This is a genomic window from Streptomyces sp. NPDC004134, from assembly GCF_042874195.1.
In the GTDB taxonomy this organism is placed as follows: domain Bacteria; phylum Actinomycetota; class Actinomycetes; order Streptomycetales; family Streptomycetaceae; genus Streptomyces.
Genome location: NZ_JBIAMS010000003.1, coordinates 86,087 through 111,691, shown reverse-complemented (window position 1 = coordinate 111,691; position 25,605 = coordinate 86,087). Strand labels below are relative to the sequence as shown.

The window sequence follows — 25,605 nt, the reverse complement described above, 5'->3', positions numbered from 1 at the left end:
CCGGGTCAGAGGCCGAGGAGGCCCTTCGTCAGGGTCGCCGCCCCGCCGGCCAGCCCGAGGATCAGCACGAGCCAGCGCGCGGGCGCCTCGGGCACCCGGTCGCCCAGAGCACGGCCGATGAGCGCGCCCGCGGCGACGGCCGCCGCGCACAGCACCCAGGCGTCGGCCGACAGGTCGGGCGGGCCCTTCGCGGCGACCGAGAAGATGTTGATGACGACGCCGTAGAAGAGCGCGTTCGGCACGAACTCCCGTACCGTCCAGCCCGCGTTCACGGCGTACAGCGAGACGGCGGGGCCGCCGATGCCGGCGGAGGAGTTCATGAAGCCGCTCACCGCGCCGGCCGTGACCGCCCCGCCGGTGCCGCGCAGGGACTCGGCGCGGGCGCCGGCCATGACGAGCCCGACGGCGCCGCAGACCATCGCGCCCATGCCGGTCAGCAGGACGGGCGCGGGCAGCCGGGACGCGGTGACGGCGCCGATCGGCACCGTGCAGACGGCGGCGGCGAGCAGCGGCACCATGGCGCGGGGCCTGACCTGCCGCCAGACGGTGGCCAGGCCGAACGCGCTGATGGCGCCGGCGGCGCAGTTGGAGAGCCGGACGCCCTCCGCGGGACCGAGCACCAGCGCCAGCGCGGGTCCCGCGACGAGCGCGAGGCCGATGCCCGCGAGCCGCTGCACGGACGCGCCGAGCAGCAGGACTCCGGCCATGAGCAGGACGTCACCGGTCACAGCAGCCCGGCCAGCCGGTAGAGGACGAGGGAGCCGGCCACGGCGACGTTGAGGCTGGCGCCGCTGCCGACCATGGGTATCTCGACGGCCTCGTCGAGCAGGTCGAGCGCGTCCGGCGGGATGCCGTGCTGCTCGTGGCCGAGCACCATCACCGTGGCCCGGCGGGCGGCCGGGAGGTCGGCCAGGCGCACGGCCTCGTCGGCGAGTTCGACGCCGAGGACGCTCTTGCCCGCGGCGCGCTGCCGCTCCAGCCAGCGCAGCGGATCGCCGGTCCAGTGCACGCAGACGGGGCGGCGCAGCGTGTTGCCGCGGGCCAGCGCCTCGGGCACCCAGGGGAAGCGGGGCACGACGAGGCAGGCGCCGACGGCGTCACAGGTGCGCAGGAGCGTACCGAGGTTGGCGCCGTGGAGCGGCCAGAGCGGGGCGGCGTAGAGGTGGTCCCAGCAGGAGTGGGCGCGGGGGCGGCGGCTGCGCTTCAGCTCACGGGGGGTACGGGTGCGGATGGCCGGCGCGTCCCTGCCGGTCCGGCTCACCCCCGGGCGGGCGCTCATCGGCGCGGGGCGCGCGCCCCCCGATCGCTTGTAGTACTCACGTAATTCGACATGCGAACAGAGTAGCGATCACCCTCGGCTGTCCACCACCCCGCGCCCGCTCCCGGCCGGTGCGGCAGACTGCCGGGATGGATTCCGAAGTCATCGTGCTCGGCAGCGGCATCATCGGCCTGACCACCGCGGTCGTCCTCGCAGAGGGCGGGCGGCCGGTCACGGTGTGGGCGCGGGAGCCGGCGGAGGAGACGACGTCGGCGGTCGCGGGCGGGCTGTGGTGGCCGTACCGGATCGAGCCGGAGGACCGGGTCGCGGACTGGTCGGTGCGGTCGTTCGACGTGTACGCGCAGCAGGCGGAGCACGCGGAGGTGACGGGCGTGCGGATGCGGACGGGGCTGCAGCTCGGCGCCGAACTCGCCGGCCTCGGGCCGTGGCGGCGCGCCCTGCGCGACGTACGGGCCGCCGACGCCGCGGAGTTGCGCGGCGAGTACGCCACGGGTGTCCGCGCGACGGTGCCGATCGTGGACACCGGCACGCATCTGGCCCACCTGCGCGACCGGCTGGCCGCGGCCGGCGGGCGGATCGAGCACCGCGCCGCCGGCTCGCTCGGCGAAGCCGGGCGCGCGGCCCCGTACGTCGTCAACTGCACCGGCCTCGGCGCCCGCGAGCTGGTGCCGGACCCCGAGGTGCGCCCGGTGCAGGGGCAGCTCGTCGTCGTGGAGAACCCGGGCGTCGAGGAGTGGCTGGTGTCGGCGTACAAGGAGGCGACGGCCACGCTGTACGCGCTGCCGCAGCCGTACGGGCTGGTGCTCGGCGGCACGGCCGTGGAAGACGCCTGGGGCACCGGGCCGGATCCGGCGGTGGCCGCGGGCATCGTGGCGCGCTGCGCGGCCGTCGTCCCCGAAGTCGCCCACGCCCGGGTCCTCGGCCACCGGGTCGGACTGCGCCCTGCCAGGCCCGCCGTGCGGCTGGAGGCGGAGCGGCTGCCGGGCGGAGCGCTATGCGTCCACAACTACGGGCACGGAGGCGCCGGGGTGACGGTGGCATGGGGCTGCGCCGAGGAGGCCGCGGAACTCCTGGGTGCGTAGGGCCCGTACAAGACCCCCGACAACATCCCCGCACGCCCGCCCAAGGGTAGGCGGGCCCACCGACAAGCCGGGTCGCCACGCCTGCAGCCCAGTCACCGCCCGGTGCGCGGCCCTCGTGGTCGCCTACGCCCGGGCGCACCGACCGTGCCGCCCGGGCTCGTCCGCTCAGCGGCAGCGTTCGAGCGGCCTGCCGTCCGTCAGCTCGTACACCGACCGCTGGTCCAGCAGCAGCGGCACCAGCGCGCGCAGCGGCTGCCGCAGCTTCACCAGCGCGCCGCCGCCGGGCCGTTCGCGGACCTCGATGCCGTGCAGCGCCAGTTCGTCGCCGACAGCGTCGTACTGCGCGGCGTCGAGTTCGTAGCCGCAGGGCGGGTCGTCGATGATCTGGCCGGGCGCGGGCGGCTCGTTGTCGGCACCGCCGAGGTAGACGGGGCCGGTGTCGGCGAGGCTGCGGGCGCGGGCCGCCGCGGTGGCGGTGGCCAGCCGGCCGCGGTGGTCCGCGGCGTAGGTGAACGTGGCGTCGAGCGCGGTGAGCTGGGAGGCGACCCGGCGGCGGTGGTTGGCCGCGGGGTCGCCGCGCTCGTCGTCGGTGAGCGCCGTGATGCGGGTCTCGACCAGCAGCCCGGCCGCGTGCTTGAGGCCCGCGGTGTTGCGAAGGATGCGCTCCTGGCCGTCGCCGGCGACCTGGCGGATCGGCTCGCCGGTCTGCGGGTCGGTCCAGATACCGTAGACGCCGCTGCTGTAGCCGGCTTCCTCGACACCGGCGCGGACGTGGTCCTCGGTCAGGTGGCGGGCCTCGCGGTGGACGCCGTCGTGGGTGTTGAGGTTGCGCGGCCAGAGCGCGAGGACGTCCTTGACGTAGTACGGCTCGGTGGCGTCGAACTCGTGCAGGTCGTGGACGACGTCGGGGCGGTAGTCGCGGATGACGGCGGCCATGGCGCGGCCCTCGGCGGTCTCCAGGGCGACGTGGTCGCGGTTGACGTCGACGCCGTCGGCGTTGCCGCGGGTGTCGGCGGCGCGGCCGTCGGGGTTGGCGCTGGGGACGACGAGCACGGAGTTGCGGGCCAGGAAGCGGCGGGTCCCGGCGTCCTTGGCGTAGGCGAGGTCGCGCAGGCTGGTCAGGCACGCCTCGCGGCCGGCGGGTTCGTCGCCGTGCTGGCTGCAGATGAGCAGCACGACGCTGCCGCGGGCGGCCTGGGCCGCCGTGGGCGGGTGCGGGGCGCCGATGCGGACCAGGTTCAGGGGGCGGCCCTGCCCGGTGGTGCCGATGCGGTCGACGGCCACGCGCCTGCTGTCCTCGGCGACGGTGGCCAGGAACTCCGCCTCCTCCTGCTCGCTGGTCCAGCGGGCGCCGTCGCTCTCCTCGAAGCCGGTACGCGGCGGGTTGGCGGCCTCGGCGGGCGGGCCGGTGAGCGGCGCCAGCACGACGGCCGCGGCACAGGCCGCGAGGGTGGCCGTGCGGAGCACGGTGAGACGGGGGGCGCGTATGCGCATGAGCGGTCTCCCGGAGGCGGAGCGCGACGAGGGTGGCCAGAAGATAGCCGAGGGTGACCCGTCGCAGAAGCCTCCGCGCACGAACTCTCCGCGGCCGTCCGGCATCCGGGGGGTGCGCGGTCTTTCACAGGACCGGTGAGACAGCAATATTGTTGGACCATGACCCAGGAGACGGAGGCGGCCGGGCTGACCGTGGACGAGCTGGCCGCACGCGCGGGCGTCACCGTACGCACGGTCCGCTTCTACTCCACCCGCGGGCTGCTGCCCCCGCCGGTCATCGGGCCGCGGCGGGTGGGGCGCTACGGCCCCGAGCACCTGTCCCGGCTCGCGCTCATCGAGGAGTTGCAGCACCAGGGGCTGACGCTGGCGGCGATCGAGCGGTACGTGCAGCAGTTGCCGCCCGGGCTGAGCGCCGAGGACCACGCGCTGCACCGCGCGCTGGTGGCCACCTGGGTGCCGGACGCGGAGACCGAGGTGAGCCGGGCGGAGCTGGAGCGGCGCGCTGGGCGGTCGCTGACCGACGACGACGTGGCGCGGCTGGCGGCGATGGGGGTGCTGGAGCGTACGCCGCCGGGGCCCGGTGCGTACGAGGCGGGCTCCGGTGCGTACGACGCGGCGGCCGGTGCGTACGAAGGGGGACCCGGCGCGGACGGCGGCGGTGACACCTTCCGGGTCGACCCGGTGGTCCTCCACCTCGGCGTACGGCTCCTCGACGTGCCCATGCGGCTGGAGACGGTCCTCGCCGCCCGGGAGGTGGTGCAGGAGCACTCCCGCGCGGTCGCCCGCGAGCTGACCCGGCTCTTCCACGACGAGGTGTGGGAGCCGTTCGGCGAGGCGGACCCCGACCCGGAGCAGGTCGAGACGATGAAGTCGCTGTCCGCGCACATGCAGCCGATGGTGGTGCAGGCGCTGGTGACGGCCTTCCAGCGGTCGATGAAGGCGGAGCTGCGGGCGTCCTTCCCCGCGGAGTGACGCCCTCGCCGCCTCCCCCGCCCCCGCCCCCGCGGAGTGACCTTGCGCACGTACTCCTGTAACGGGTGAGGTCCGACCGGCGTTCTTTGCCCGACGACTTGTGCGAAGTCCGCGGCCGCTCTTGCCCGGGCCCGACGGTGTTGTCATGCTCATCCGCGTCGCAGTCGCAAACCGCCGTCCGCGCCGAGGAGTTGCAGCATGAGCGCACGCCCCCGCCGGGGACGCCGCTGGGCCTTCCCCGTACTCGCCGTCCTGCTCACCGCCGCGGGGCTCACCGTCCCCGGCGCCCTCGCCAGCCCGGAAGCGGAGCCGGGCGGCGACCGCTTCAGCCTCGTCGGCGTCTCCTGGCCGGCCGGCGGCGGCGCGCTCGTCGGCACCCCGCAGGTACGCACCCGGGACGCCGGCACCGGCCGGTGGACGGCGTGGCGGTCGCTGGAGTCCCAGCCCCGGCTGGCCGACCCCGGTGCGGATGCGCCGTCACGGGCCGCCACCGCGCCGCTGTGGGTGGGCGACTCCGACGCCGCCCAGGGCCGGCTGCTGCGCGGCGACGGCGCGACGGCACCGCTGCCCGGGCGCGCCCGGCTGGAGCTGGTCGACCCCGCCGAGGGGCCCGGGGTGCCCGCGGAGCCCGCGTACACCACGACCGCGACGCGGCCGGCGATCATCTCGCGCAAGCAGTGGGGCGCCAACGAGTCCTGGCGCGACGGCCCGCCCGAGTACGGCACCAACACCCGCGCGTTCATCGTGCACCACACGGTGGACAGCAACGGCTACGCCTGCTCGGAGGCCCCGTCGATCATCCGCGCGATCTACCGCTACCACACCCGCACCAACGGCTGGAACGACATCGGCTACAACTTCCTCGTGGACAAGTGCGGCCGGATCTACGAGGGCCGCCGCGGCGGCGTCACCAAGCCGGTGACCGGTGCCCACACCCTCGGCTTCAACAAGAACACCAGCGGCGCCGCGGTCATCGGCTCGTACGGCTCGGCGTCCGTCCCCTCGAAGGTCACCAACGCGCTGGCCCGGCTCTCCAAGTGGCGCCTCGACGTCGCGGGTCACACCCGTACCGGCAAGGTCAGGCTGACCGCGGGGAAGTCCAACGGCAAGTACGACAAGGGCGACTCGACCACCGTCTACCGCGTCACCTCCCACCGCAGGCTCTACCCGACCGCCTGCCCGGGCGCGAAGCTCTACGCCAAGATCGGCACGATCCGCACCATGCGCGTCGGCTGACCACGGCCCCACCCGGCCACGCCCCCGTGCCCGGCCCCCGCCCCGCCGAGATCGGCGCGGCGGGGGCCGGGCCCGCTCAGACGGCGTCCATCAGACGGCGTCCATCAGACGGCGTCCATGAACGGCTCGCCCCGCTCCGCCTTCGCCAGGAGCAGCGCGGGCGGCTCGAAGCGCTCGCCGTACGCCGCCGCCAGCTCCCGGGCCCGCGCCACGAAGCCGGGCAGCCCGCCCTCGTAGCCGTTGACGTACTGCAGCACGCCGCCGGTCCAGGCGGGGAAGCCGATGCCGAAGACCGAGCCGATGTTCGCGTCCGCGACAGACGTCAGCACGCCCTCCTCGACCAGCCGCACGCTGTCCAGCGCCTCCGCGAACAGCATCCGCTCCTGGAGGTCGCGCAGCGCCGGCGGCTCCCGGTCCGCCTCGGTGAAGTGCTCCCGCAGCCCAGGCCACAGCCGGGTCCGCTTGCCGTCCTCGTAGTCGTAGAAGCCCGCTCCCCCGGCCCGCCCGGTGCGGCCGAACTCGTCGACCATGCGGTCGATGACCGCCTCCGCCGGGTGCACGGGGTAACTGCCGCCGGCGGCCTCGACGGCCGCGCGCGTCTCGTTGCGGATCTTCCGCGGCAGCGTGAGGGTCAGCTCGTCCAGCAGGGACAGCACCTTGGCCGGGTAGCCGGCCTGGGCGGCCGCCTGCTCGACGGTCGCGGGCTCGATCCCCTCGCCGACCATGGCGACGCCCTCGTTGATGAAGTGGCCGATCACCCGGGAGGTGAAGAAGCCGCGCGAGTCGTTCACGACGATCGGGGTCTTGGCGAGCTGCCGTACGAGGTCGAAGGCGCGGGCCAGCGCCTCGCCGCCGGTGCGCTCCCCCTTGATGATCTCGACCAGCGGCATCTTGTCGACGGGCGAGAAGAAGTGCAGCCCGACGAAGTCCTTCGGCCGGGCGACGCCTTCGGCGAGCAGCGTGATGGGCAGGGTGGAGGTGTTGGAGCAGAGCAGGGCGTCGGGCGCGACGACGTCCTGGATCTCCTGGAACACCTTGTGCTTGAGCGCGGGATCCTCGAAGACCGCCTCGATCACGGCGTCGCACCCGGCCAGCTCCGCCGGGTCCGCGGCCGGGGTGATGCGGGCCAGCAGTTCGTCCCGCTTCTCCTGCGTCGTACGGCCCTTGGCGAGCTGCTTGTCGAGCAGCCCCGCGGAGTACGCCTTGCCCTTCTCGGCCGCCTCGACCGACACGTCCTTAAGCACCACCTCGATGCCGGCGCGCGCGCAGGCGTAGGCGATGCCCGCGCCCATCATCCCGGCGCCCAGCACGGCGACCTTCGTCACGCGCCGCTCGGGGACGCCGGACGGGCGGGAGCGGCCGGCGTTGACGGCCTGGAGGTCGAAGAAGAACGCCTGGATCATGTTCTTGGCGGTCTGCCCGACGGCCAGGTCGACGAAGTAGCGGGCCTCGATGACCTGCGCGGTCTCGAAGTCGACCTGGGAGCCCTCGACGGCCGCCGCCATGATGTTGCCCGGGGCGGGGAACGGGGCGCCGCCGAGCTGCTTCCTCAGGTTGGCGGGGAACGCGGGGAGGTTGGCGGCGAACTTCGGGTTCTGCGGCGTGCCGCCGGGGATCCGGTAGCCGGGCTCGTCCCAGGGCTGCCGGGACTCGGGGTGGGCGTCGACGAACGCGCGGGCGGCGGCGCGCAGTTCCTCCTCGGTCCCGACGACCTCGTGCACGAGCCCGTTCTCCAGCGCCCGCCGCGGCCGGTACTGGGTGCCCTGGAGCAGCACCTTCAGCAGCGCGTCGGTGATGCCCATCAGCCGTACGGTACGGGTGACGCCGCCGCCCGCGGGCAGCAGGCCGAGGGTGACCTCGGGCAGCCCGATCTTCGAGCCCGGTGCGTCCAGGGCGACGCGGTGGTGGCAGGCGAGCGCGATCTCGTAGCCGCCGCCCAGCGCCGCGCCGTTGAGGGCCGCGACGACGGGCTTGCCGAGCGTCTCGATGCGGCGCAGCGCGTGCTTGACGGCCATGCCGGCGTCGAACGCCTCGCGCGCGTGCTCCCGGTCGATGCGGATGAGGTCGTGCAGGTCGCCGCCGGCGAAGAAGGTCTTCTTCGCGGAGGCGAAGACGACGCCGCGCACGCCGTCGCGCTCGGCCTCCAGCCGGTCGGCGACGGCGGTGAGCGACTGGATGAAGTCCGCGTTCATGGTGTTGGCGGACTGGTTCGGGTCGTCCAGGACGAGGGTGACGACACCGGTGTCGTCCTGCTCCCAGCGGATGGTGTTCGTGTGGCTCATGGCGGGGGTGGTCTCCGTAGGCGGGGGCGGGACGGGGTCAGACGCGCTCGACGACGGTGGCGATGCCCATGCCGCCGCCGACGCAGAGGGTGGCGAGGCCGTAGCGCAGGTCGCGGCGCTCCAGCTCGTCGACGAGGGTGCCGAGGATCATGGCGCCGGTGGCGCCGAGGGGGTGGCCCATGGCGATGGCGCCGCCGTTGACGTTGACCTTGTCCGGACTGACGCCCATGTCCTCGATGAAGCGCAGCACGACGGCGGCGAACGCCTCGTTGATCTCGACCAGGTCGATGTCCTCGATGCCGAGGCCGGCCCTGGCGAGCGCCTTGCGGGTCGCGGGCGCGGGCCCGGTGAGCATGATGGTGGGCTCGGAGCCGGTGACGGCGGCGGAGACGATACGGGCCCGGGGGGTGAGCCCGTACCGCCGCCCGATCTCGGCGGAGCCGACGGCGACGAGGGCGGCGCCGTCGACGATGCCGGAGGAGTTGCCCGCGTGGTGGACGTGGTCGATCCGCTCCACCCAGTGGTACTTCTGCAGCGCCACGGCGTCGAAGCCGCCCAGCTCGCCGATGTCGGCGAACGCCGGCTTCAGCTTGGCCAGGCTGTCGGCCGTGGTGCCGGGCCTGATGTGCTCGTCCCGGTCCAGGACGGTGAGCCCGGCGCGGTCCACGACCGGCACCACGGAGCGCTCGAACCTGCCCTCCTTCCACGCCTCGACGGCCCGCTCCTGCGACAGCGCGGCGAACTCGTCCACGTCCCGGCGGCTGTAGCCCCCGATGGTGGCGATGAGGTCCGCGCCGATGCCCTGCGGTACGAAGCCGACCTCCATGTTGGTCATCGGGTCGTTGAACCAGGCGCCGCCGTCCGAGCCGATCGGCACCCGCGACATCGACTCGACGCCGCCGGCGAGGATCAGGTCCTCCCAGCCGGAGCGGATCTTCGCCGCGGCGATGTTGACGGCCTCCAGGCCCGAGGCACAGAAGCGGTTCTCCTGCACCCCGGCGACGCTGTCGGGCAGCCCGGCGGCGATGGCCGCGATCTTGGCGATGTCGGAGCCCTGGTCGCCGTGCGGGCTGACGACGCCGAGCACGATGTCGTCGACGGCGGCCGGGTCGAGATCGGGGAAGCGGCGGCGGAGCTCGTGGACGAGGCCGACGACGAGGTCGATCGGCTTGGTCCCGTGCAGGGCGCCGTTGGCCTTTCCGCGGCCGCGGGGGGTGCGGATCGCGTCGTAGACGTAGGCGTCGGTGACGGACGGCCTGGCGGTTGTGGTCACGGTTGGTGCGCCTCTCAGGAGAGCAGGGAGCGGCCGATGATCTCTTTCATGATCTCGGTGGTGCCGCCGTAGATGGTCTGGACACGCCCGTCGGTGAAGGCGCGGGCCACGGGGAACTCGCTCATGTAGCCGTAGCCGCCGTGCAGTTGCAGACAGCGGTCTGCGGTGCGTTTCTGCAGCTCGGTGGCCCACCACTTGGCCATCGAGGCGTGCACCGCGTCCAGCTCGCCGGCCGCGAGGTCCTCGATGCAGCGGTCGACGAACGTCCGGGTCACGGCGCACTCGGTGGCCATCTCGGCGATCTCGAAGCGGATGTGCTGGAACCGGCCGAGCGGCCGGCCGAACGCCTCGCGCTCCTTGACGTACGCCGTGGTGGCCTCGACCAGGTGCTCGGCGGCGGCGGCCGCGGCGACGGCGATGGCCATCCGCTCCTGCGGCAGGTTGGTCATGAGGTGGCCGAACGCGCCGTCGCGCTCCCCCAGCAGGTTGTCCTTCGGCACCCGTACGTCGGTGAAGAACAACTCGGCGGTGTCCTGGGCCTTCTGGCCGATCTTGTCGAGGTTCCGGCCGCGTTCGAAGCCGGTCGCGCCGCGCTCGACGACCAGCAGGCTCAACCCGTGCGCGCCGCCCTCGGGGGTGGTCCTGGCGACCACGACGACGAGGTCGGCGAGGATGCCGTTGGAGATGAACGTCTTGGCGCCGTTGAGCAGCCAGTGGTCGCCGCGGTCCTCGGCGGTGGTGCGGATGCCCTGGAGGTCGGAGCCGGCGCCGGGTTCGGTCATGGCGATGGCGGTGATCAGCTCGCCGGTGCAGAAGCCGGGCAGCCAGCGGCGCTTCTGCTCGTCGGTGGCCAGGGAGGTGAGGTACGGGCCGATGACGTCGTTGTGCAGGCCCACGGCGAGTCCCGCGGCGCCGGCGCGGGCGAACTCCTCGGCCAGCACCGCCGCGAAGCGGTAGTCGTCGTGGCCCCCGCCGCCGTACTCCCCGGGGACGGCGAGGCCGAGCAGGCCCTGCCGCCCGGCGGCGCGCCAGGCGTCGCGGGAGACGATGCCGTCCGCCTCCCATCTCGTGTAGTGCGGGGTGACCTCCTTGGCGAGGAAGGTCCGCACGGTCTCGCGGAAGGCCAGGTGCTCGGGCCCGTACAGCCGGCGCTTCAACGCTCCTCCTGGGTCGGGGCGGGGATGAGGTCGGGAAGGTCCCAGTCGCGGGCTACGGCCGCGGTGTCGGCGCCCGGGCGGGCGGGTGGACGGCGTACGGCGCCGGGGGTGGCGGAGAACCGGGGTGCGGGGGCGGGCTGGACGGTGCCGTACTCCTCGGTGAAGGTGCCGCGGGCGGCGAGGTGCGGATGGTCGCGGGCCTCGCGCAGGGACAGCACGGGGGCGACGCAGGCGTCGGAGCCGGCGAAGACCTCGGTCCACTCCGCGCGCGTACGCTCCCGGAACCGGGCGGCCAGCCGTTCGCGCAGCTCCGCCCAGGCGGCGGGCTCGCCGCGGTCCGGCAGGGGGCCGGGGGCGCCGAGGAGGCGGACGAACTCGGCGTAGAACGCGGGCTCCAGCGCGCCGACGGCCATGTACTGCCCGTCCGCGGTCTCGTAGACGCCGTAGAACGGCGCGCCGCCGTCGAGGAGGTTGGCGGCCCGGCGGTCCTGCCAGGCGCCGGCGGCGACCATGGCGTGGATCATCGCGGTGAGGTGCGCGGTGCCGTCCACGATGGCCGCGTCGACGACCTGCCCCTCCCCGGTGGTACGGGCGTGCTGCAGTGCGGACAGCACGCCGACGACGAGGTAGAGCGAGCCGCCGGCGTAGTCACCGAGGAGGTTGGCGGGGACGGCGGGCGGGCCGCCGGCGGGGCCGATCATGCCGAGCGCGCCGGTGACGGCGACGTAGCCGATGTCGTGTCCCGCGGTCTCGGCCAGCGGTCCCTCCTGGCCCCAGCCGGTCATCCGCCCGTACACCAGCCGGGGGTTGCGGGCCAGGCAGTCGCCGGGGCCGACGCCGAGGCGCTCGGCGACGCCGGGGCGGAAGCCCTCGACGAGGATGTCGGCGCGCTCGGCGAGGGCCAGCGCGGCGGCGGCGCCCGGCGCGGACTTGAGGTCGAGCACGACGGAGCGCTTGTTGCGGTTGGTGAGGTCGTGCGCGGGGTCGATGCCGAGTCCCGGGCCGCCGGGCCGGTCGACCCGTACGACGTCGGCGCCGAGGTCGGCAAGCAGCATGGCGGCGAAGGGGCCGGGGCCGATGCCGGCCAGCTCGACCACGCGTACGCCGTGCAGCGGGCCGTGCCCCGTGCTCCCCATCAAGCCCCCTGCGGTGTGACACCAACTGTGTAACACCAGAGATGATAAGAACACGTTTCAGTGGGCACAAGTGCGGGGACACCCCGCGCGGGTCGGACACCGCCGCGGGGGCACGGGGCAGGAATCCGCCGTCCGGCGCGTATACGTGACGGGGCCTCATGAACCACCCTGGGTGCCATGGCAGACGAGCCCCGACCGCACGACCTCATCCTCTTCGGCGCCACCGGCTTCACCGGCGGACTCACCGCCGAGTACCTGGCCCGGCACGCGCCGCCCGGCTGCCGCTGGGCGCTGGCCGGGCGCGACACCGGGCGGCTTGCGGAGGTACGCGACCGGGTGGCCGCGATCCGGCCGGAGTGGGGCGACCTGCCGCTGCTCGCCGCGGACGCGGCGGACCCCGCGGCGCTGCGCGGGCTGGCCGAGCAGACCCGGGTGGTGGCCACGGCCGTCGGGCCGTTCCTGCGCCACGGCGAGCCGCTGGCCGCCGCGTGCGCGGCGGCCGGGACGGACTACGCCGACCTGACCGGCGAGCCGGAGTTCGTCGACCGGGTGTACGTGCGCCACCACGAGCGCGCCCGGGAGACGGGGTCCCGGCTGGTGCACGCCTGCGGGTTCGAGTGCACGCCCTTCGACCTCGGCGTGCGGTTCACCGTCGAGCAACTGCCGGAGGACGTGCCGCTGCGCATCGACGGCTTCCTGCGCGCCGCGGGCGGGTTCTCCGGCGGCACGCTGGCGTCCGCGCTCGGGGTCGTCTCCCGGCCGCTGCGCGGGGCGCGCGCGGCGCGGGCCCGCCGCCGGGCGGAGCCGCGGGTGACGGAGCGGCGGGTGCGCGCGCCGCTGGGCGCGCCGACACGCAGCGGGGCGCTGCGCGCCTGGGGGCTGCCGCTGCCCACGCTGGAGTCGCGGGTGGTGGCGCGGTCGGCGGCGGCGCTGCCGCGGTACGGGCCCGACTTCCGCTACCGCCACTACGCCGCCGTCCGGCGGCTGCCGGTCGCCGCGGGCACCGTGCTGGGCGCCGGGGCGTTCGCCGCGGCGGCGCAACTACCGCCGCTGCGCAAGCTGATCGCGTCCCGGCTGGCGCCGGGCACGGGGCCGGTGGAGGAGCGCCGCGCGCGCAGTTGGTTCTCCGCCCGATTCGTGGGCACGGGCGGCGGCAGGCGGGTGGTGACCGAGGTCAGCGGCGGCGACCCGGGCTACGACGAGTCGGCGAAGATGCTGGCGGAGGCGGCGATGTGCCTGGCGTACGACCCGCTGCCGGAGACCTCGGGACAGGTCACGACGGCGCAGGCGATGGGCGAGGCGCTGACGGAGCGGCTGGTCACGGCGGGGATGGGCTTCCGGGTCCGGATCGCGTCGCCGTAGCGCGGAAGGCACCGGGGGACGGGGGACGGGACACGGGGCGGCGGGGTCCCGCGGTGAACGGGCCCGCCGCCGCACCGGGTTCGCGGCCCCCGGCGCACGTCCCGCCCGCGCGGGGCCGTACGAGCCGGGCGCCCCCGGTCCGTACGGCCTACTCGGGTGCCGTCTGCACCTCCAGCGCCGCGTCCCGCACCTCACGCTGCGGGTGTGCGCGCAGGGTGCGCAGCGTGGCCCGCCAGGGCTCGGGCCAGCCCGCGCGCGTACCGCCGACCTTGGTGAGCGCGACCGCGAACAGCCCCTCCGCGTGCCCGCCCGCCGCCGCCAGCGCACGGGCCGCCTCCGCCACGGCGTCCGGCGTGCCAGGGCGGGCGTCCCGGTCGAGCCGCCGGCCGAGGCTGCCCGCCGTGGTCTCGGCGAGCACCGGGCGCCCCTCGTGCAGGTCCGCGAGTTCCCGCAGCGCCGCCGTCAGCTCGGCGGCTCCTGCCTCCAGGTCGAGGGCCTCGGTGCGCAGTACCGCCGCCTGCGGCACGAAGTCCTCGTCGACGGCGACGACGTCGGCGAACGCGTGCAGCGTGGGCCGCAGCAGGGAGCGGCGTGTCCGCGTCCGCACGGTCAGCCGCCCCGCGAGGGAGACCAGCCGCCGGCGGGCGGGCAGGTCGCGGTCCTGCTCGGCGTCGGGCTGGCCGAGGGCGCGGACGCGGAGTTCACGCGCGGCGCGTACGACGGGCTCGCGCGCCGGATCGTCCGCGGGGGCGTTGACCGCCAGGGTGACGAGGGCATCGGCCGCGGGCTCCCACATGCCGCGGTTGCCGAGGTCGGTCACGGCGCGGCACAGCACGTCCGCCGCGGTCGGCGACCACGGCGCCCAGCCGGCGAGGCTGGTGTACGCGGCCCGGGCGAGCTGCGGATCGTCGGTGCGGCTCGCGGCCTCCACCAGGCCCGCGTACCGCGGCCGGTGCTCCTCGCGCAGGTCGCCCGGCTGCGGCCGGAGCAGCGGGAGCCGCACCTCCGGGTCGTCGCCCGCGGCGGCCGCCAGCATCCGCCACACCTCCGGCCTGCCGAGCAGGCCGCCGGCGAACGCCACGCACGCGGCGCGTACGTCGCGGTGCTGCTCCGGCAGTTCGTACGCGCCGGCCACCAGCTCCGCCGCGCGCGCGGCCTGCAGCCGGCCGGCGGCGAGGCGGACGGCCTCCTTGCGGCTCGTGACCTTCACGGCGGCGGACCCGTCGGGTCCCGGCAGCAGCAGCGGGTGCAGGGCCGCCTCGACGCGCGAGGGCGCCGCGTGCCGGGTGGCGCGGGTGGCGGCGTACACGGCGACACGCGCGCGGTCGCCGCCCGCGTGCGCGAACAGCAGCGGCAGCGCCTCCGCGGGCCGGTCGGTCCACACCAGGGCGGCGAGCGCGGCCTCGGCGAGCGCGACGTCGTCGGCCCCGGTGTAGCGGAAGGCGACGTCGAAGCCGTGGCCGGGTATGCGGGCGGCCTCCGCGAGGGCCCGGGTGCGGTCGTGCAGCGGCAGCCCGGTGTCGGCCGCGGCGCGGGCCAGCAGCCGGGCGGCGGCGGCCTGCTGGGCGGGCGTCCAGCGTTCGGGCGTGATGACGGGCGGGGTCCAGGAGGCGCGCCGGGTCAGGAACCGGCCCCACGGCGGGGTGTCGCCGAGGACGCCGCCCAGCAGGTCCGTACGGCTGCGGGCCAGCACCGCGTACACCGGCGGGAGCACCGCCGCGGACGGCTCCAGCGTCAGCAGCCGGCCGACGCGCTCGCCGCGGCCCGAGGGCGGTTCGAGCCACAGCGACACGGCGGTGCGCACGGTCGCGTCGGTGCCGAACTGCACGGCCTGCCACAGGTACTCCTGGAGCTTGGGCATCCCCCAGGCGCGCCGCCCGAGCGCCCGGGCGAGCGCGAAGGTCAGCCCGTGGTCGACCTTGTCCGCACCCGCCTCCAGCCAGGGTTCGAGCGCGTCGAAGACCTCGTGCTCCTGGCCGCGGCGCAGCGAGGTGTCCAGCCGGCCGAGGTCGGCGCCGCCGGTGTGGCCGGTGAGCCGGGTGATCGTACGCAGCGAGAAGCTCACCAGCTCGGGCCGGCCGCCCGCGGCGTGTTCGCGGAGCAGCGCGACCGCCAGCGTGCGCAGCGCCCCGCGGGTGGCCGGGGAGGAGTCGCGGGCGGCGATCGCGTCGGCGGCGATGCCGTGGAGGTGGTCGGCGGCGTCGGCCGTGAACAGCGCGGGGTGCGTCCCGGCGAGCTGCCCCAGGGCGGCGGAGCGCACGGGGTCCTGGTCGTTGCGCAGCCGCTCGGCCAGCAGCCGGACGGCGCTGGTGACGTCCTCGGGGTGGCCGGAGCGGGCGGCGTTGGCGACGAGCAGCCGGTACGCCTCGGCGCGCTCGTCGGCGTCGGAGCGGCGCAGCGCGGCGAGCAGTTCGCCCCGTGCCTCGGCGACGGGCAGGCAGGCCACGGCGCGCAGCACGACCGAGGGGTGCGCGCCGCGCGCGCGGGCCCGCGCCGCCATCCGGCGCGCCTCCGCGGCGCGGCGCCGGTGGGGCAGGGCGTCGAGGAGGTCGGGCGGGAAGTCGTCGCGGGCGGTGTCCCGTCCGGCCATGGCGGCGTCGAAGAGCGCCTCGCGGCGGGACGGCGGGGTGCGGCGCAGCAGGTGGGTGAGCGCGGAGGTGTTCTCCTGCCACAGCCGGGCGAGCTCGGGCAGCTCGGGCGGGTCGGCGGCGACGAGGCGGTCGAGCACGGTGCGCCGGAGATGGGACGCGGCGATGTTCCGGCGGCGCTCCGGGTCGAGCAGCAGGCGCAGGGTGCGGCCGGGGTCGGCGGCCACGAGGCGGGCAAGCGCGTCGTACATGAGCGGCTGCCCACCGTGGCCGTACCGCTCCAGCAGTCCCAGGACGCGGTCCGGTGCACTGCCGGCGACCGGCGCGACGACCTCCTCGTACCGGCTCCACCACCGCCCCCGGCCGGCCGGCAGCAGCCCCAACTGCCGTTCCGCCTCGTCGAGTACGGCACCGGGGTGCCGGCAGGCGAGGGTGGCGCCGCGGAGTGCGGGCCAGAGCGCCGGCAGCAGGCGGCGTACGGTCTCCTCCGTGCAGGCGGGCAGCAGCCGGGCGGCCTCGGCGTCGCCCCACTGCTCGCCGACGGGCCCGATCAGCGCCTCCGCGACGGCGGTGCGCCGGCCGCGGACCACGGCCCGGACGAGCTGCCCGCGCACCACGGCGGGCGCGTCCTCGAACGCGGCGACGACGACCTCGTCGGCCACCAGGCCGCGCCGTACGGCCTTCATCCCCTGGGCGCGCACCGCGTGGTCGGGGTGGGCGAGCCGGGCGGCGAGGAAATCGGTGTCGCGCCCGACGAGGGCGGCGAACGCCGCGAGCCTGCGGCCGTACCCGCCGTGTCCCTCCAGCCCGTCGAGGAGCGCGGCCAGTTCGCCGTGCCCGGCGGCCCGGCGGGCTGCCAGGGCCAGGTCGCGCAGGCGCCGCGGGTACGGCAGGGGTTCGAGGGCGCGGATGAGGTCGTCGGCGTGAGGCTGCATGCGCGGCATTGTTCCGTGCCGGCCGCCGCTCGGGAGCCGAATCCTTGTACGAGCCGGGCCGGGCCGCGCCGGGGCCCGGCGGCGGTCAGTCGAACGACGGCATCTCGCGGGTGCGGGTGCGCTTGATCTCGTACAGGCCGGGCACGCCGCCCAGCGTCAGCAGCCCGTCCCACAGCCGCAGCGCGCCGGCGCCGTGCGGGGCGGGCGAGACGACGGGGCCGAAGAAGGCGAAGCGGGCACCGCCGGGCGGGGTGACGGCGAGGACCGGGCTGCCGACGTCGGTGCCGACGAGCGCGATGCCCTCGGCGTGCGAGGCGCGTACCGCCTCGTCGTACGCCTCCGACTCGGCGGCCGCGGCCAGTTCGGCGGGGAGGCCGGTGTCGTCGAGCGCGCGGGCCAGGCCGTCCCACTCGCCGCGCTCGTGCAGCCGCACGGCCAGCGCCGCGTAGTAGCGGCCGAGGGCGTCGGACCCGTGGTGCGCGGCGACGGCGGCGCAGACCCGCACCGGCTGCCGGAGGTAGTCGCCCCACTCCCCCTCGGGATCCTCGGGGTTGACCTCGCGGTCCTCGTTGAGGACCTCCAGGCTCATGACCCGCCAGCGCACCCGGATGCCGGCGAGCCGCCGCACCTCGGTCAGCCAGCGGGCCGTCGTCCACGTCCAGGGGCACACGGGGTCGAACCAGAAGTCCACGGCGGGCGTGCCGTCCCCGGGGTCCGCCGCCTCGTCCGTACGCATCACTCCACCGTATCGAGGTGCAGGCGGACGAACCGCGGGCGGTACAGGGCGACGTTGCGGTGCACGTTGGCGGAGACGCTGTCGGCCGAGGCGTCCAGCCAGTTGACGTCGTAGCCGAGGAGCAGCCCGTCGCCGGAGCCGACGCCGGGATGGGCCTGCGGGTTGTACGCGGCGGCGCCCGAGCCGCCGGCCGCGTCCTCGGGCAGCGGCGCGGTGAACGCCTTGTCGGGACCGTGCCACGGGCCCTCCGGCCGGCACGCCCAGTACGACGCGACCGTCGTCAGCCCGCTGCCCGCCGGCCCGCCCGCGTCCATCGTGAACAGCACCCAGGTGTCGCCCTGCCGCACGACGCTGAACGCGCTGCCGACGCCCTTGCGTCCGCCGTCCCCCAGCACCGGCCGGGAACGGGCCGCCTCCGCGCTCCACGCCTCGCCGTCCCAGTACCGCCACGCCGACCGGTCCCCGAGCCGGCCCACCGGCACGCGCGCGAGGTGCGCGCGGGAACTGCGCTCGGCCTGCTCGGGGGTGCGGCCGTCGGTGCCTCCCCACACGTACGTGAAGTCCCCTCGCCGCACCGCCGCCGCGCCGTAGACGAGGCGGTCGGCGGGGTCGGCGACCCGCGACTGGTCGTCGACCTGGGTGATGCCCTCCAGCCGCAGGTCGGGCAGCGAGAGCGTAGCGACCTCGGTGGCCAGCGGCACGCCGTAGATCCACGGCTGCTGCGCCTCCTGCCGGTGCCAGAGCAGCACCCGCAGCACCTGCTCGGCGGAGCCGGGCGACCGGGGCTCCACCACGGCGTGCACCGGCCAGCGCCACTGCCGCACCGGGGCGCCGGGTTCGGGGAAGAGGGAGGCGGGCGCACCGGGGGCGCCGCCGAGGAGGGTGCGTTCGAGCCGGCCGTCCTCCGACATGACGAGGGCGGCGTTGCGGGTCCACACGGGGGTGCCGAGGGAGGTGTCGCGCCAGGAGTGCGCCTGGCCCTGCGTGTTGGGCGGCGGCTGGACCCGGCCGAGGTACGGGTCGGAGACCAGCCACAGGGTGCGGCCGTCGGGCAGCTCGACGGAGTGGTTGCCGTCGCCGCCGGTCCAGTCGTCCGTGCGGGCGGCGTCGTCGCCGTAGCGCGTGAACTCGCCGGTCGTCGCGGCGTCGGCGCTCCAGCCGGAGACGGCGAGGCCGGTGCACCCACCGGCGTCATCGCCGGAGTCGTCGTCGGTGAGCACGACGACGAGGCCCACGACGAGCAGCAGGGCGAGGGCTATGCCGGCGCCGGCGGTCTGGCGTCGCTCCATCGGGGCACGGTAACGGGCGGGGCCGGTGATCCGTAAGGCGCCCGGTGGGACGCGGCCCGCGGGCGCCCGTAGGCTGGCGCCGTGGCGAAGCGAGACCTTGCGGTGTTCGACCTGGACGGCACCCTCACCGACACCCGGCACCGGCTGCACCATCTCGCGTCCTCCCCCAAGGACTGGGAGGGCTTCTTCCGCGCGGCCCCTCTCGACCCGCCGCTGCCCGAGGGCGTGGCGCTGGCCCTCCGGTGGGCAGAGACCTGCGAGGTCTGCTACGTCACCGGCCGCCCGGAGCGCACCCGCCGGGACACCGTGGCCTGGCTCGCCGCGCACGGCCTGCCCGAGGGCCCGCTGTGGATGCGCCGCGCCGGCGACCGGCGTCCTGCCCGGGTGGCGAAGCCGGAGCTGCTGCGGCGGGTGGCCCGCGGGCGGACCGTCGCGGTGGTCGTGGACGACGACGAGCCGGTCTGCCAGGCGTACGAGAAGGCCGGCTTCCCGGTCGTACGGGCCGACTGGATGCCGCCCGCCGAGCCGCTGCGCGCGGCGCAGGAGGACGAGGGGCGCACGTAGCAACCGCCCCCGCGGCACGGGCGGGAGCGGCAATGCCCGTCGAATCCCGGGCCGGATCGCGGCCCGCCCCTCCCAGGCCGCGGCCGGGCGACTACGCTCGGCGCACATGACCTCCCGCGACGACACGGACATCGACGACACGGGCCTCGACGAGACCGAAAAGACCGGAAACGCCGGAAAGACCCGCATAGCCGCGGCCGGCACCGACGCGGGCGACCCCCACACGCCCGGCGCCGGTGACTCCGGTGGTGCGGCCGGCCTGCCCGGCCCGCTCGACGGCGAGGACGGCGAGGACGGCGAACAGCCGCCGCCGCCCCGGCTGACGCCGCGGCAGGCGCGCCGCGTACGCGCCCTGACCTCCGCGGGCGTGATGGTGGCCGTCGGCGTGGCGATGGTGGTGCGCTTCCGCACGGAGCCGTCGCTGCTGACGTTCGCGCTCTACGGCGGCGCGCTCATCCTCTCCGGCACCGCGATCATGCTCAGCCGCGCGGGCCGCACCCGGGTCGCGATGGCGGTGCTGGCCGCCGGCTTCGCGTTCGTGGTCGCCGACCAGTTGCTGCGCTAGTACCACCGCGGTAGAGGGCGGCCGGGGCGGGTAGGTCATCGGTAGTACGCCGAGTGGGGGGTTCGTTGAACAAGAAGCACGCGGCCGCAGCGGCGGCGCTCCTGGTGCCCGCGGTCGCCGTCGCCGCGGTGCTGTTCGCCCGGTCGCACGGCGGCACCGGGGAGCCCGCGCACCGCCCCCAGGCCCGCTCCTCCCCCGTCTCCCCGTCCGCATCCCCTTCGCCGGCGCCCACACCCACCGACGAGCCGCCCGCGCGTGAGGGCCCGGTGCTCGGCGTGAAGCTGGACAACGCCGCGGCCGCCCGGCCGCACACCGGTCTGGAACAGGCCGACGTCGTGCACGTGGAGCGGGTCGAGGCCGGCATAAGCCGGTTCCTCGCCGTCTACGCCTCCGGGCTTCCCGACGTCGTCGGGCCGGTGCGCAGCGCCCGCGAAACGGACCTGGAGCTGCTCGCGCAGTACGACGACCCCGTACTCGCGTACTCCGGCGCGCAGTCCAAGCTCAAGCCGTACATCAACCGCGCCCCGCTTCGCCCCGTGCCGCCCGAGCAACTGCCCGGCGCGTACTTCCGCGGCACCGACCGGCCCATACCCCACAACCTGTACCTGCGCCCCGACCGCGTCACCGACGCCGCCCCCGAACTCGCCGGCATGGACGCCGCGTCTCTCTACGAGACCGGCGACGCCCCGGCCGGCGGCCGGAAGACCGGCGAGCGCACGGTGGAGATGCCGGCCGCGAGCTTCACCTTCGACTGGTCGGCCGGGCGCCGCGGCTGGGAGGTCTCCATGGACGGCACGCCCGCCACCAGCGGCGGCAGCAGGCTCGCGCCGCCCACGGTGGTCCTCCAGGAGACGACGATCCGCAAGGGCGGGTTCGGCGACCGGTGGGGCAACAACTCGCCGTTCACCGAGACCGTCGGCTCCGGCGACGCGACGATCCTGCGCGACGGCCGCGCGTACGCCGCCGAGTGGGACCGGCCGACGGAGGCGGACCGCACGGTGTTCACGACGCCGGACGGCGAGCCGATGCCGGTGGCGGAGGGCCAGGTGTGGGTCGTGTACGTGCCGCGCGGCTGACCGCGCCGGGCGCCGGTCCCGTCGTACGCGCCCTCAGCCCGCGTCCATCCGCAGCACCGCCGCACCCCTGACCCGGTCCGCCGCGAGGTCGTCGAGCGCCTCGTCCGCCCGGTCGAAGGGGTACGGGGTCACGGTCGCGCGCACCCCGTGCGCGGCCGCGGCGGCGAGGAACTCCCGGCCGTCGGCGCGGGTGTTGGCGGTGACGCTGCGCAGCACCCGCTCACGGAACAGGTGCCGCTGGTAGTCCAGCTCCGGGATGGTGGTGAGGTGGATGCCCGCCACGCTGAGCGTGCCGCCGGCGTCCAGCGCCTCCAGCGCGACCGGCACCAGCTCGCCCACCGGCGCGAACAGCACCGCCGAGTCGAAGGGCTCCAGCGCCGGTTCGTCGGCCCCCGCCGCGGTCGCGGCGCCCAGCTCCAGCGCGAGCCGCTGCGCCGCCCGGGAGCGGGTGCGCACGTGCACCTCGGCGCCCTCGGCGAGGGCGAGCTGGGCGGTCAGGTGCGCGGAGCCGCCGAAGCCGTAGAGGCCGAGCCGGCCGCCGGGCGGCAGGTGCGCCAGGCGCAGCGCGCGGTAGCCGATGATCCCGGCGCACAGCAGCGGCGCCAGGTCCTCGGCGGCGGGCTCCTTGGGCAGCGCGTACGCGTACGGGGCGGGCACCACGGCGTATTCGGCGTAGCCGCCGTCCGCGTCCCAGCCGGTGTAGCGCGAGTGGGGGCACAGGTTCTCCTGGCCCCGCTCGCACCAGCGGCACTGCCCGCAGGTGTGGCGCAGCCAGGGGATGCCGACGCGGGACCCGATGCGCCGTTCGGCGGCGGCGCCGGCCGCGACGACCTCACCGACCGCCTCGTGGCCGGGCACGACCGGCGTCTTGTGCGGCGGCAGGTCGTGGTCGCGGACGTGCAGGTCCGTACGGCAGACGCCGCACGCCTCGATCCTGACCAGCAGTTCGTCGGGCCCCGGCTCGGGCACCGGCAGCTCCGCCGGCTCCAGCCGGCCCTTGGCGGTGACGACCCAGGCCCGCATGGCCGTCGGCAGCGTGGCTCCCATGCCCCCATCCTCGCGGCCGCCGGGCGGCCCGGTCCACGACGCGCCGGGCGATGCACTCCCGTGCGACCTCGGATGCGCCCGGCTGTCGGCGCGGGGGTGTTCGACCACGCCACGCCGGGTACCCGCGGGTCGCGCTCCCGCACGGAGAACGGAGGTGATCATCGGCAGCACGCGCCGTGACCGGTGACCGCGATGACCGTCGAAAGGACGTGCCCTCATGCGTATCGCATTCCTCGTCGCCCCCGAGGGGGTCGAGCAGGTGGAGCTGACCGAGCCCTGGCAGGCCGTCACGGAGTCCGGCCACTCCCCCCGGCTGGTCTCCACCCGTCCCGGCCGGGCACAGGGGTTCCACCACCTGGACAAGGCGGACACCTTCGAGATCGACCAGGTCGTCGCCGACGCCGCCGCGGACGAGTACGACGCGCTCGTGCTGCCGGGCGGCGTCGCCAACCCCGACTTCCTGCGGATGGACGCGGGCGCCGTGTCCTTCGCCCGGGAGTTCTTCCGGACGGGCAAGCCGGTGGCGGCGATCTGCCACGCGCCGTGGCTGCTGGTCGAGGCGGACGTCGTCCGCGGGCGCACCCTCACCTCGTGGCCGAGCCTGCAGACGGACATCCGCAACGCGGGCGGCACCTGGGTCGACGCACCGGTCCAGATCTGCGCCGACGGACCCAACACGCTGGTCACCAGCCGCAAGCCGGGCGACCTGAAGGCGTTCGGCGAGGCGTTCCTGTCGGAGTTCGCCAAGGCCGCGCGGAGCTGAACCGGGCGGCGGGGGCCGCAGGCGGAGCGTCAGCCCCCGGGGCGGATCCTCGCGATCCGGGTGACGCGGCGGACGCTCCACTCGAAGCCGCCGCGGCACACCACCGCGTGCCGCTCGTCGGTCACCACGCCCTGGGTGCTGATGCGGGCGCGGTCCGCGGTGCCGGCGAGGACGGGGCGCAGCACCTGGACGGCGGACGAGCTGAGCTTGCAGGAGGCGATGAGCCGGCCGCGGGCGGGCGCCAGGTACTCGAACGAGGCGGAGGCGCCGAGCGGCAGCACGCCGTCCAGCTCTCCGGGTGCGTCGCCGGCGGAGAGGATCGCGGCCAGCGCGGCGGCGTCGACGAGGGTGGCGAGACCGCTGGAGTGCAGCGAGCCGATGACGTTCCCGAGCACACCGGGGGCCTCGACGGCGACCTCGGCGGCACCGTCGATGGCGCGCAGCACCGTGAGTCCTGCGGTGCGGTGGGCGGGAACGGGCTCTAACAGCGAGCGCGCCAGGGCGGTGGCATCCATGGAGACATGGTGCCGGGGGCCGGCGAAGGCGGCGGGTCCGCCAGGCCAACTCCGGCTGACCGATAGGTTCCGTACAGCCGCCGGAGTCGGCCGTTCACTCCTCCTTGCGGGTGGCCAGCACCTCGTGCAGGTCGTACTTGACCGGCTCCTCCAACTGCTCGTAGGTGCAGCTCTCCGGCGTACGGTCCGGGCGCCAGCGGCGGAACTGCGCGGTGTGCCGGAAGCGCGCCCCGTTCTCCATGTGGTCGTACGCGACCTCCAGCACCCGCTCCGGCCGCAGCGGCACCCACGACAGGTCCTTCTGCCCGCTCCACCGGCTCGGCGCCCCCGGCAGCCGCGCCGACTCGTGCGCCTCCTCCTTCGCCCAGTCGGCCCACGGGTGTGCCGCCTGCTCCTCGGGCGTCTCCATCCGCAGCGGCGCCAGCTCCTCGACCAGCTCCGCCCGCCGCTTCATCGGGAACGCCGCGCACACCCCCACGTGCTGCAGCACGCCCTTGTCGTCGTTGATGCCGAGCAGCAGGGAGCCGACGACCGGCCCCGACTTGTGCCAGCGGAAGCCGGCGAGCACCACGTCGGCCGTGCGCTCGTGCTTGACCTTGACGAGCACCCGCTCGTTCTGCCGGTACGGCAGGTCGGCCGGCTTGGCGATTATCCCGTCGAGCCCGGCGCCCTCGTACTGCTCGAACCACTCGCCCGCCACCGCCAGATCCGTCGTCGCCGGGGCGATGTGCACGGGCGCACGGGCGTCGGCCAGCGCGCGCAGCAGCGCCGCGCGCCGCTCGGACTGCGCGGTGTCCAGCAGCGAGTCGTCCCCGAGCGCCAGCAGGTCGAAGGCGACGAAGCTCGCCGGCGTCTGCTCGGCGAGCATCCGCACCCGCGAGTCCGCGGGGTGGATGCGCTCGGTGAGGGCGTCGAAGTCGAGCCGGTCGCCGCGCACGATGACGATCTCGCCGTCCACGACGCACCGCTCGGGCAGGTTGGCCTTCAGTGCCTCGACCAGCTCGGGGAAGTAGCGGGTGAGCGGCTTGCCGGTACGGCTGCCGATCTCGACCTCGGCGCCGTCCCGGAAGACGATGGCGCGGAAACCGTCCCACTTCGCCTCGTAGAGCATCCCGGGCGGGAGCTTCTTCTGCGGCTTGGCGAGCATCGGCTTCACGGGGGGCATCACCGGCAGATCCATGTGCGTAACGGTAAGGCGGGATTCGGACATCCGCCTTACCGTTACGCACATGGGTGCAGCGATTCAGCTCCAGGCGGGCGACAGAACAGTGCGGCTGTCCAGCCCCGACCGGGTCTTCTTTCCGGCGAAGGGCTACACGAAGCTCGACCTCGCGCGGTACTACGTCGCCGTCGGCGACGGCATCGTACGGGCGCTGCGGGACCGGCCGACGACCCTGGAGCGCTATCCCGAGGGGATAAGCGGTGAGTCGTTCTTCCAGAAGCGCGCGCCGAAGAACACGCCCGACTGGATCCCCACCGCCCGCATCACCTTCCCCAGCGGCCGGTACGCCGACGAGATGTGCCCCACGGAACCGGCGGCGGTCGTCTGGGCGGCGCAGTACGGCACGCTGACGTTCCACCCCTGGCCGGTGCGGCGCGGCGACACCGAGCACCCCGACGAGCTGCGCATCGACCTCGACCCGCAGCCCGGCACGGACTACGCCGACGCCGTGCGCGCCGCGCACGAGATGCGCGCCGTCCTCGGCGAGCACGGGCTCACCGGCTGGCCGAAGACCTCCGGCGGCCGCGGGATGCACCTGTTCGTGCCGATCGCGCCGCGCTGGACGTTCGTGGAGGTGCGCCGCGCGGTGATCGCCGCCGGGCGCGAGCTGGAGCGGCGGATGCCGGAGCAGGTCACCACCGCGTGGTGGAAGGAGGAGCGCGGCGAGAAGGTCTTCGTCGACTACAACCAGATGGCCCGCGACCGCACCATCGCCTCCGCCTACTCCGTGCGGCCGCACCCGCACGCGCCGGTCTCCGCGCCGCTGCGCTGGGAGGAGGTGGACGACGCCGAGCCGGACGACTTCGACCTGGTGACCATGCCGAAACGCTTCGCCGAGGTCGGCGACGTGCACGCGGACATGGACGAGCACGCCTTCGACATCACCTCGCTGCTGGAGCTGTCCGCCCGGCACGAGCGGGACCACGGCCACGGCGACATGCCCTACCCGCCGGACCACCCGAAGATGGCGGGCGAGCCGAAGCGCGTACAGCCCAGCAGGGCGCGGCCGGAGGAGTGAGCCGCGGGCGCGGG

At 75.4% G+C, this 25,605-nt stretch carries 22 protein-coding genes; 9 read left to right on the top strand and 13 right to left on the bottom strand.

The genetic code is table 11. From position 1 onward, the window contains the following. Positions 1-5: 5 nt before the first annotated feature. On the bottom strand, positions 6-707 hold the full coding sequence (locus tag ACFYVJ_RS05705; RefSeq protein ID WP_388887347.1) for a TSUP family transporter: 702 nt from the start codon (positions 705-707) through the stop codon (positions 6-8). A gap of 17 nt (positions 708-724) precedes the next feature. Beyond that, positions 725-1,279: a TrmH family RNA methyltransferase gene (locus ACFYVJ_RS05700; protein ID WP_388886921.1), complete on the bottom strand. Its 555-nt coding sequence runs from the start codon at positions 1,277-1,279 to the stop codon at positions 725-727. Between the two features lie 128 nt (positions 1,280-1,407). Between ACFYVJ_RS05700 and ACFYVJ_RS05695 the strand changes: the two genes are divergently transcribed. Then, the gene (locus ACFYVJ_RS05695; RefSeq protein WP_388886919.1) at positions 1,408-2,361 is read left to right on the top strand and encodes an FAD-dependent oxidoreductase; all 954 of its coding nucleotides are present in this window, start codon (positions 1,408-1,410) and stop codon (positions 2,359-2,361) included. A gap of 165 nt (positions 2,362-2,526) precedes the next feature. Here the strand turns inward: ACFYVJ_RS05695 and ACFYVJ_RS05690 are convergent, their stop codons facing one another. Next, a complete protein-coding gene (locus ACFYVJ_RS05690; protein WP_388886917.1) occupies positions 2,527-3,855 on the bottom strand; it encodes a M14 family metallocarboxypeptidase in 1,329 nt (442 codons plus the stop codon). Between the two features lie 159 nt (positions 3,856-4,014). On the opposite strand from ACFYVJ_RS05690, the gene ACFYVJ_RS05685 reads away from it, so the two are divergent. Beyond that, complete coding sequence (locus ACFYVJ_RS05685) at positions 4,015-4,827, top strand: MerR family transcriptional regulator (protein WP_388886915.1); 813 nt, start codon at positions 4,015-4,017, stop codon at positions 4,825-4,827. A gap of 198 nt (positions 4,828-5,025) precedes the next feature. After that, complete coding sequence (locus ACFYVJ_RS05680) at positions 5,026-6,063, top strand: N-acetylmuramoyl-L-alanine amidase (RefSeq protein ID WP_388886913.1); 1,038 nt, start codon at positions 5,026-5,028, stop codon at positions 6,061-6,063. 104 nt (positions 6,064-6,167) lie between these two features. Here ACFYVJ_RS05680 and ACFYVJ_RS05675 read toward each other — a convergent pair whose 3' ends face one another. The 4 genes from ACFYVJ_RS05675 to ACFYVJ_RS05660 are packed head-to-tail and all read right to left on the bottom strand — an operon-like array spanning position 6,168 to position 11,911. Continuing rightward, positions 6,168-8,345: a 3-hydroxyacyl-CoA dehydrogenase NAD-binding domain-containing protein gene (locus tag ACFYVJ_RS05675; protein WP_388886912.1), complete on the bottom strand. Its 2,178-nt coding sequence runs from the start codon at positions 8,343-8,345 to the stop codon at positions 6,168-6,170. A 37-nt stretch (positions 8,346-8,382) separates the two neighbouring features. Next, on the bottom strand, positions 8,383-9,618 hold the full coding sequence (locus tag ACFYVJ_RS05670; RefSeq protein ID WP_388886910.1) for an acetyl-CoA C-acetyltransferase: 1,236 nt from the start codon (positions 9,616-9,618) through the stop codon (positions 8,383-8,385). A 14-nt stretch (positions 9,619-9,632) separates the two neighbouring features. Next, positions 9,633-10,775, bottom strand: coding sequence for an acyl-CoA dehydrogenase family protein (locus ACFYVJ_RS05665; protein ID WP_388886908.1), 1,143 nt, complete (start codon positions 10,773-10,775; stop codon positions 9,633-9,635). Further along, complete coding sequence (locus ACFYVJ_RS05660) at positions 10,772-11,911, bottom strand: CaiB/BaiF CoA transferase family protein (protein ID WP_388886907.1); 1,140 nt, start codon at positions 11,909-11,911, stop codon at positions 10,772-10,774. Before ACFYVJ_RS05660 ends, ACFYVJ_RS05665 begins: the two co-directional genes overlap by 4 nt. Positions 11,912-12,088: 177 nt before the next feature. Between ACFYVJ_RS05660 and ACFYVJ_RS05655 the strand changes: the two genes are divergently transcribed. Beyond that, positions 12,089-13,273 (top strand): saccharopine dehydrogenase family protein, encoded by a 1,185-nt coding sequence (locus tag ACFYVJ_RS05655; protein WP_388886906.1) that lies wholly within the window; start codon positions 12,089-12,091, stop codon positions 13,271-13,273. A 148-nt stretch (positions 13,274-13,421) separates the two neighbouring features. Here the strand turns inward: ACFYVJ_RS05655 and ACFYVJ_RS05650 are convergent, their stop codons facing one another. From ACFYVJ_RS05650 to ACFYVJ_RS05640, 3 genes are all read right to left on the bottom strand, one after another. Then, positions 13,422-16,796 carry a hypothetical protein gene (locus ACFYVJ_RS05650; RefSeq protein ID WP_388886905.1) on the bottom strand — a complete coding sequence of 1,125 codons (3,375 nt, stop codon included), beginning with the start codon at positions 16,794-16,796 and terminating at the stop codon, positions 13,422-13,424. An 85-nt stretch (positions 16,797-16,881) separates the two neighbouring features. Continuing rightward, positions 16,882-17,532 (bottom strand): DsbA family protein, encoded by a 651-nt coding sequence (locus ACFYVJ_RS05645; protein WP_388886904.1) that lies wholly within the window; start codon positions 17,530-17,532, stop codon positions 16,882-16,884. Beyond that, positions 17,532-18,821 carry a DUF4185 domain-containing protein gene (locus tag ACFYVJ_RS05640; protein ID WP_388886902.1) on the bottom strand — a complete coding sequence of 430 codons (1,290 nt, stop codon included), beginning with the start codon at positions 18,819-18,821 and terminating at the stop codon, positions 17,532-17,534. The genes ACFYVJ_RS05645 and ACFYVJ_RS05640 overlap by 1 nt, the downstream gene beginning before the upstream one ends. A 102-nt stretch (positions 18,822-18,923) precedes the next feature. Between ACFYVJ_RS05640 and ACFYVJ_RS05635 the strand changes: the two genes are divergently transcribed. The 3 genes from ACFYVJ_RS05635 to ACFYVJ_RS05625 all read left to right on the top strand — a co-directional run bounded on the left by ACFYVJ_RS05635 (position 18,924) and on the right by ACFYVJ_RS05625 (position 21,026). Then, positions 18,924-19,385 carry a hypothetical protein gene (locus ACFYVJ_RS05635; RefSeq protein ID WP_388887346.1) on the top strand — a complete coding sequence of 154 codons (462 nt, stop codon included), beginning with the start codon at positions 18,924-18,926 and terminating at the stop codon, positions 19,383-19,385. A gap of 106 nt (positions 19,386-19,491) precedes the next feature. Beyond that, positions 19,492-19,950 carry a hypothetical protein gene (locus tag ACFYVJ_RS05630; protein WP_388886901.1) on the top strand — a complete coding sequence of 153 codons (459 nt, stop codon included), beginning with the start codon at positions 19,492-19,494 and terminating at the stop codon, positions 19,948-19,950. Positions 19,951-20,015: 65 nt separating this feature from the next. Further along, the gene (locus ACFYVJ_RS05625; protein ID WP_388886899.1) at positions 20,016-21,026 is read left to right on the top strand and encodes a DUF3048 domain-containing protein; all 1,011 of its coding nucleotides are present in this window, start codon (positions 20,016-20,018) and stop codon (positions 21,024-21,026) included. A 33-nt stretch (positions 21,027-21,059) separates the two neighbouring features. On the opposite strand, the gene ACFYVJ_RS05620 is transcribed toward ACFYVJ_RS05625, so the two are convergent. Then, complete coding sequence (locus ACFYVJ_RS05620; protein ID WP_388887345.1) at positions 21,060-22,049, bottom strand: zinc-binding alcohol dehydrogenase family protein; 990 nt, start codon at positions 22,047-22,049, stop codon at positions 21,060-21,062. Between the two features lie 241 nt (positions 22,050-22,290). On the opposite strand from ACFYVJ_RS05620, the gene ACFYVJ_RS05615 reads away from it, so the two are divergent. Continuing rightward, entirely contained in the window at positions 22,291-22,836 is a 546-nt protein-coding gene (locus ACFYVJ_RS05615; protein ID WP_388886898.1) for a type 1 glutamine amidotransferase domain-containing protein, read from the top strand. Positions 22,837-22,865: 29 nt separating this feature from the next. Here ACFYVJ_RS05615 and ACFYVJ_RS05610 read toward each other — a convergent pair whose 3' ends face one another. After that, on the bottom strand, positions 22,866-23,351 hold the full coding sequence (locus ACFYVJ_RS05610; RefSeq protein WP_101420226.1) for a hypothetical protein: 486 nt from the start codon (positions 23,349-23,351) through the stop codon (positions 22,866-22,868). Positions 23,352-23,445: 94 nt separating this feature from the next. Next, positions 23,446-24,531 (bottom strand): ATP-dependent DNA ligase, encoded by a 1,086-nt coding sequence (locus tag ACFYVJ_RS05605; protein ID WP_388886896.1) that lies wholly within the window; start codon positions 24,529-24,531, stop codon positions 23,446-23,448. Positions 24,532-24,580: 49 nt separating this feature from the next. On the opposite strand from ACFYVJ_RS05605, the gene ligD reads away from it, so the two are divergent. Then, a complete protein-coding gene (gene ligD / locus ACFYVJ_RS05600; RefSeq protein ID WP_388886895.1) occupies positions 24,581-25,591 on the top strand; it encodes a non-homologous end-joining DNA ligase in 1,011 nt (336 codons plus the stop codon). Positions 25,592-25,605 lie beyond the last annotated feature (14 nt).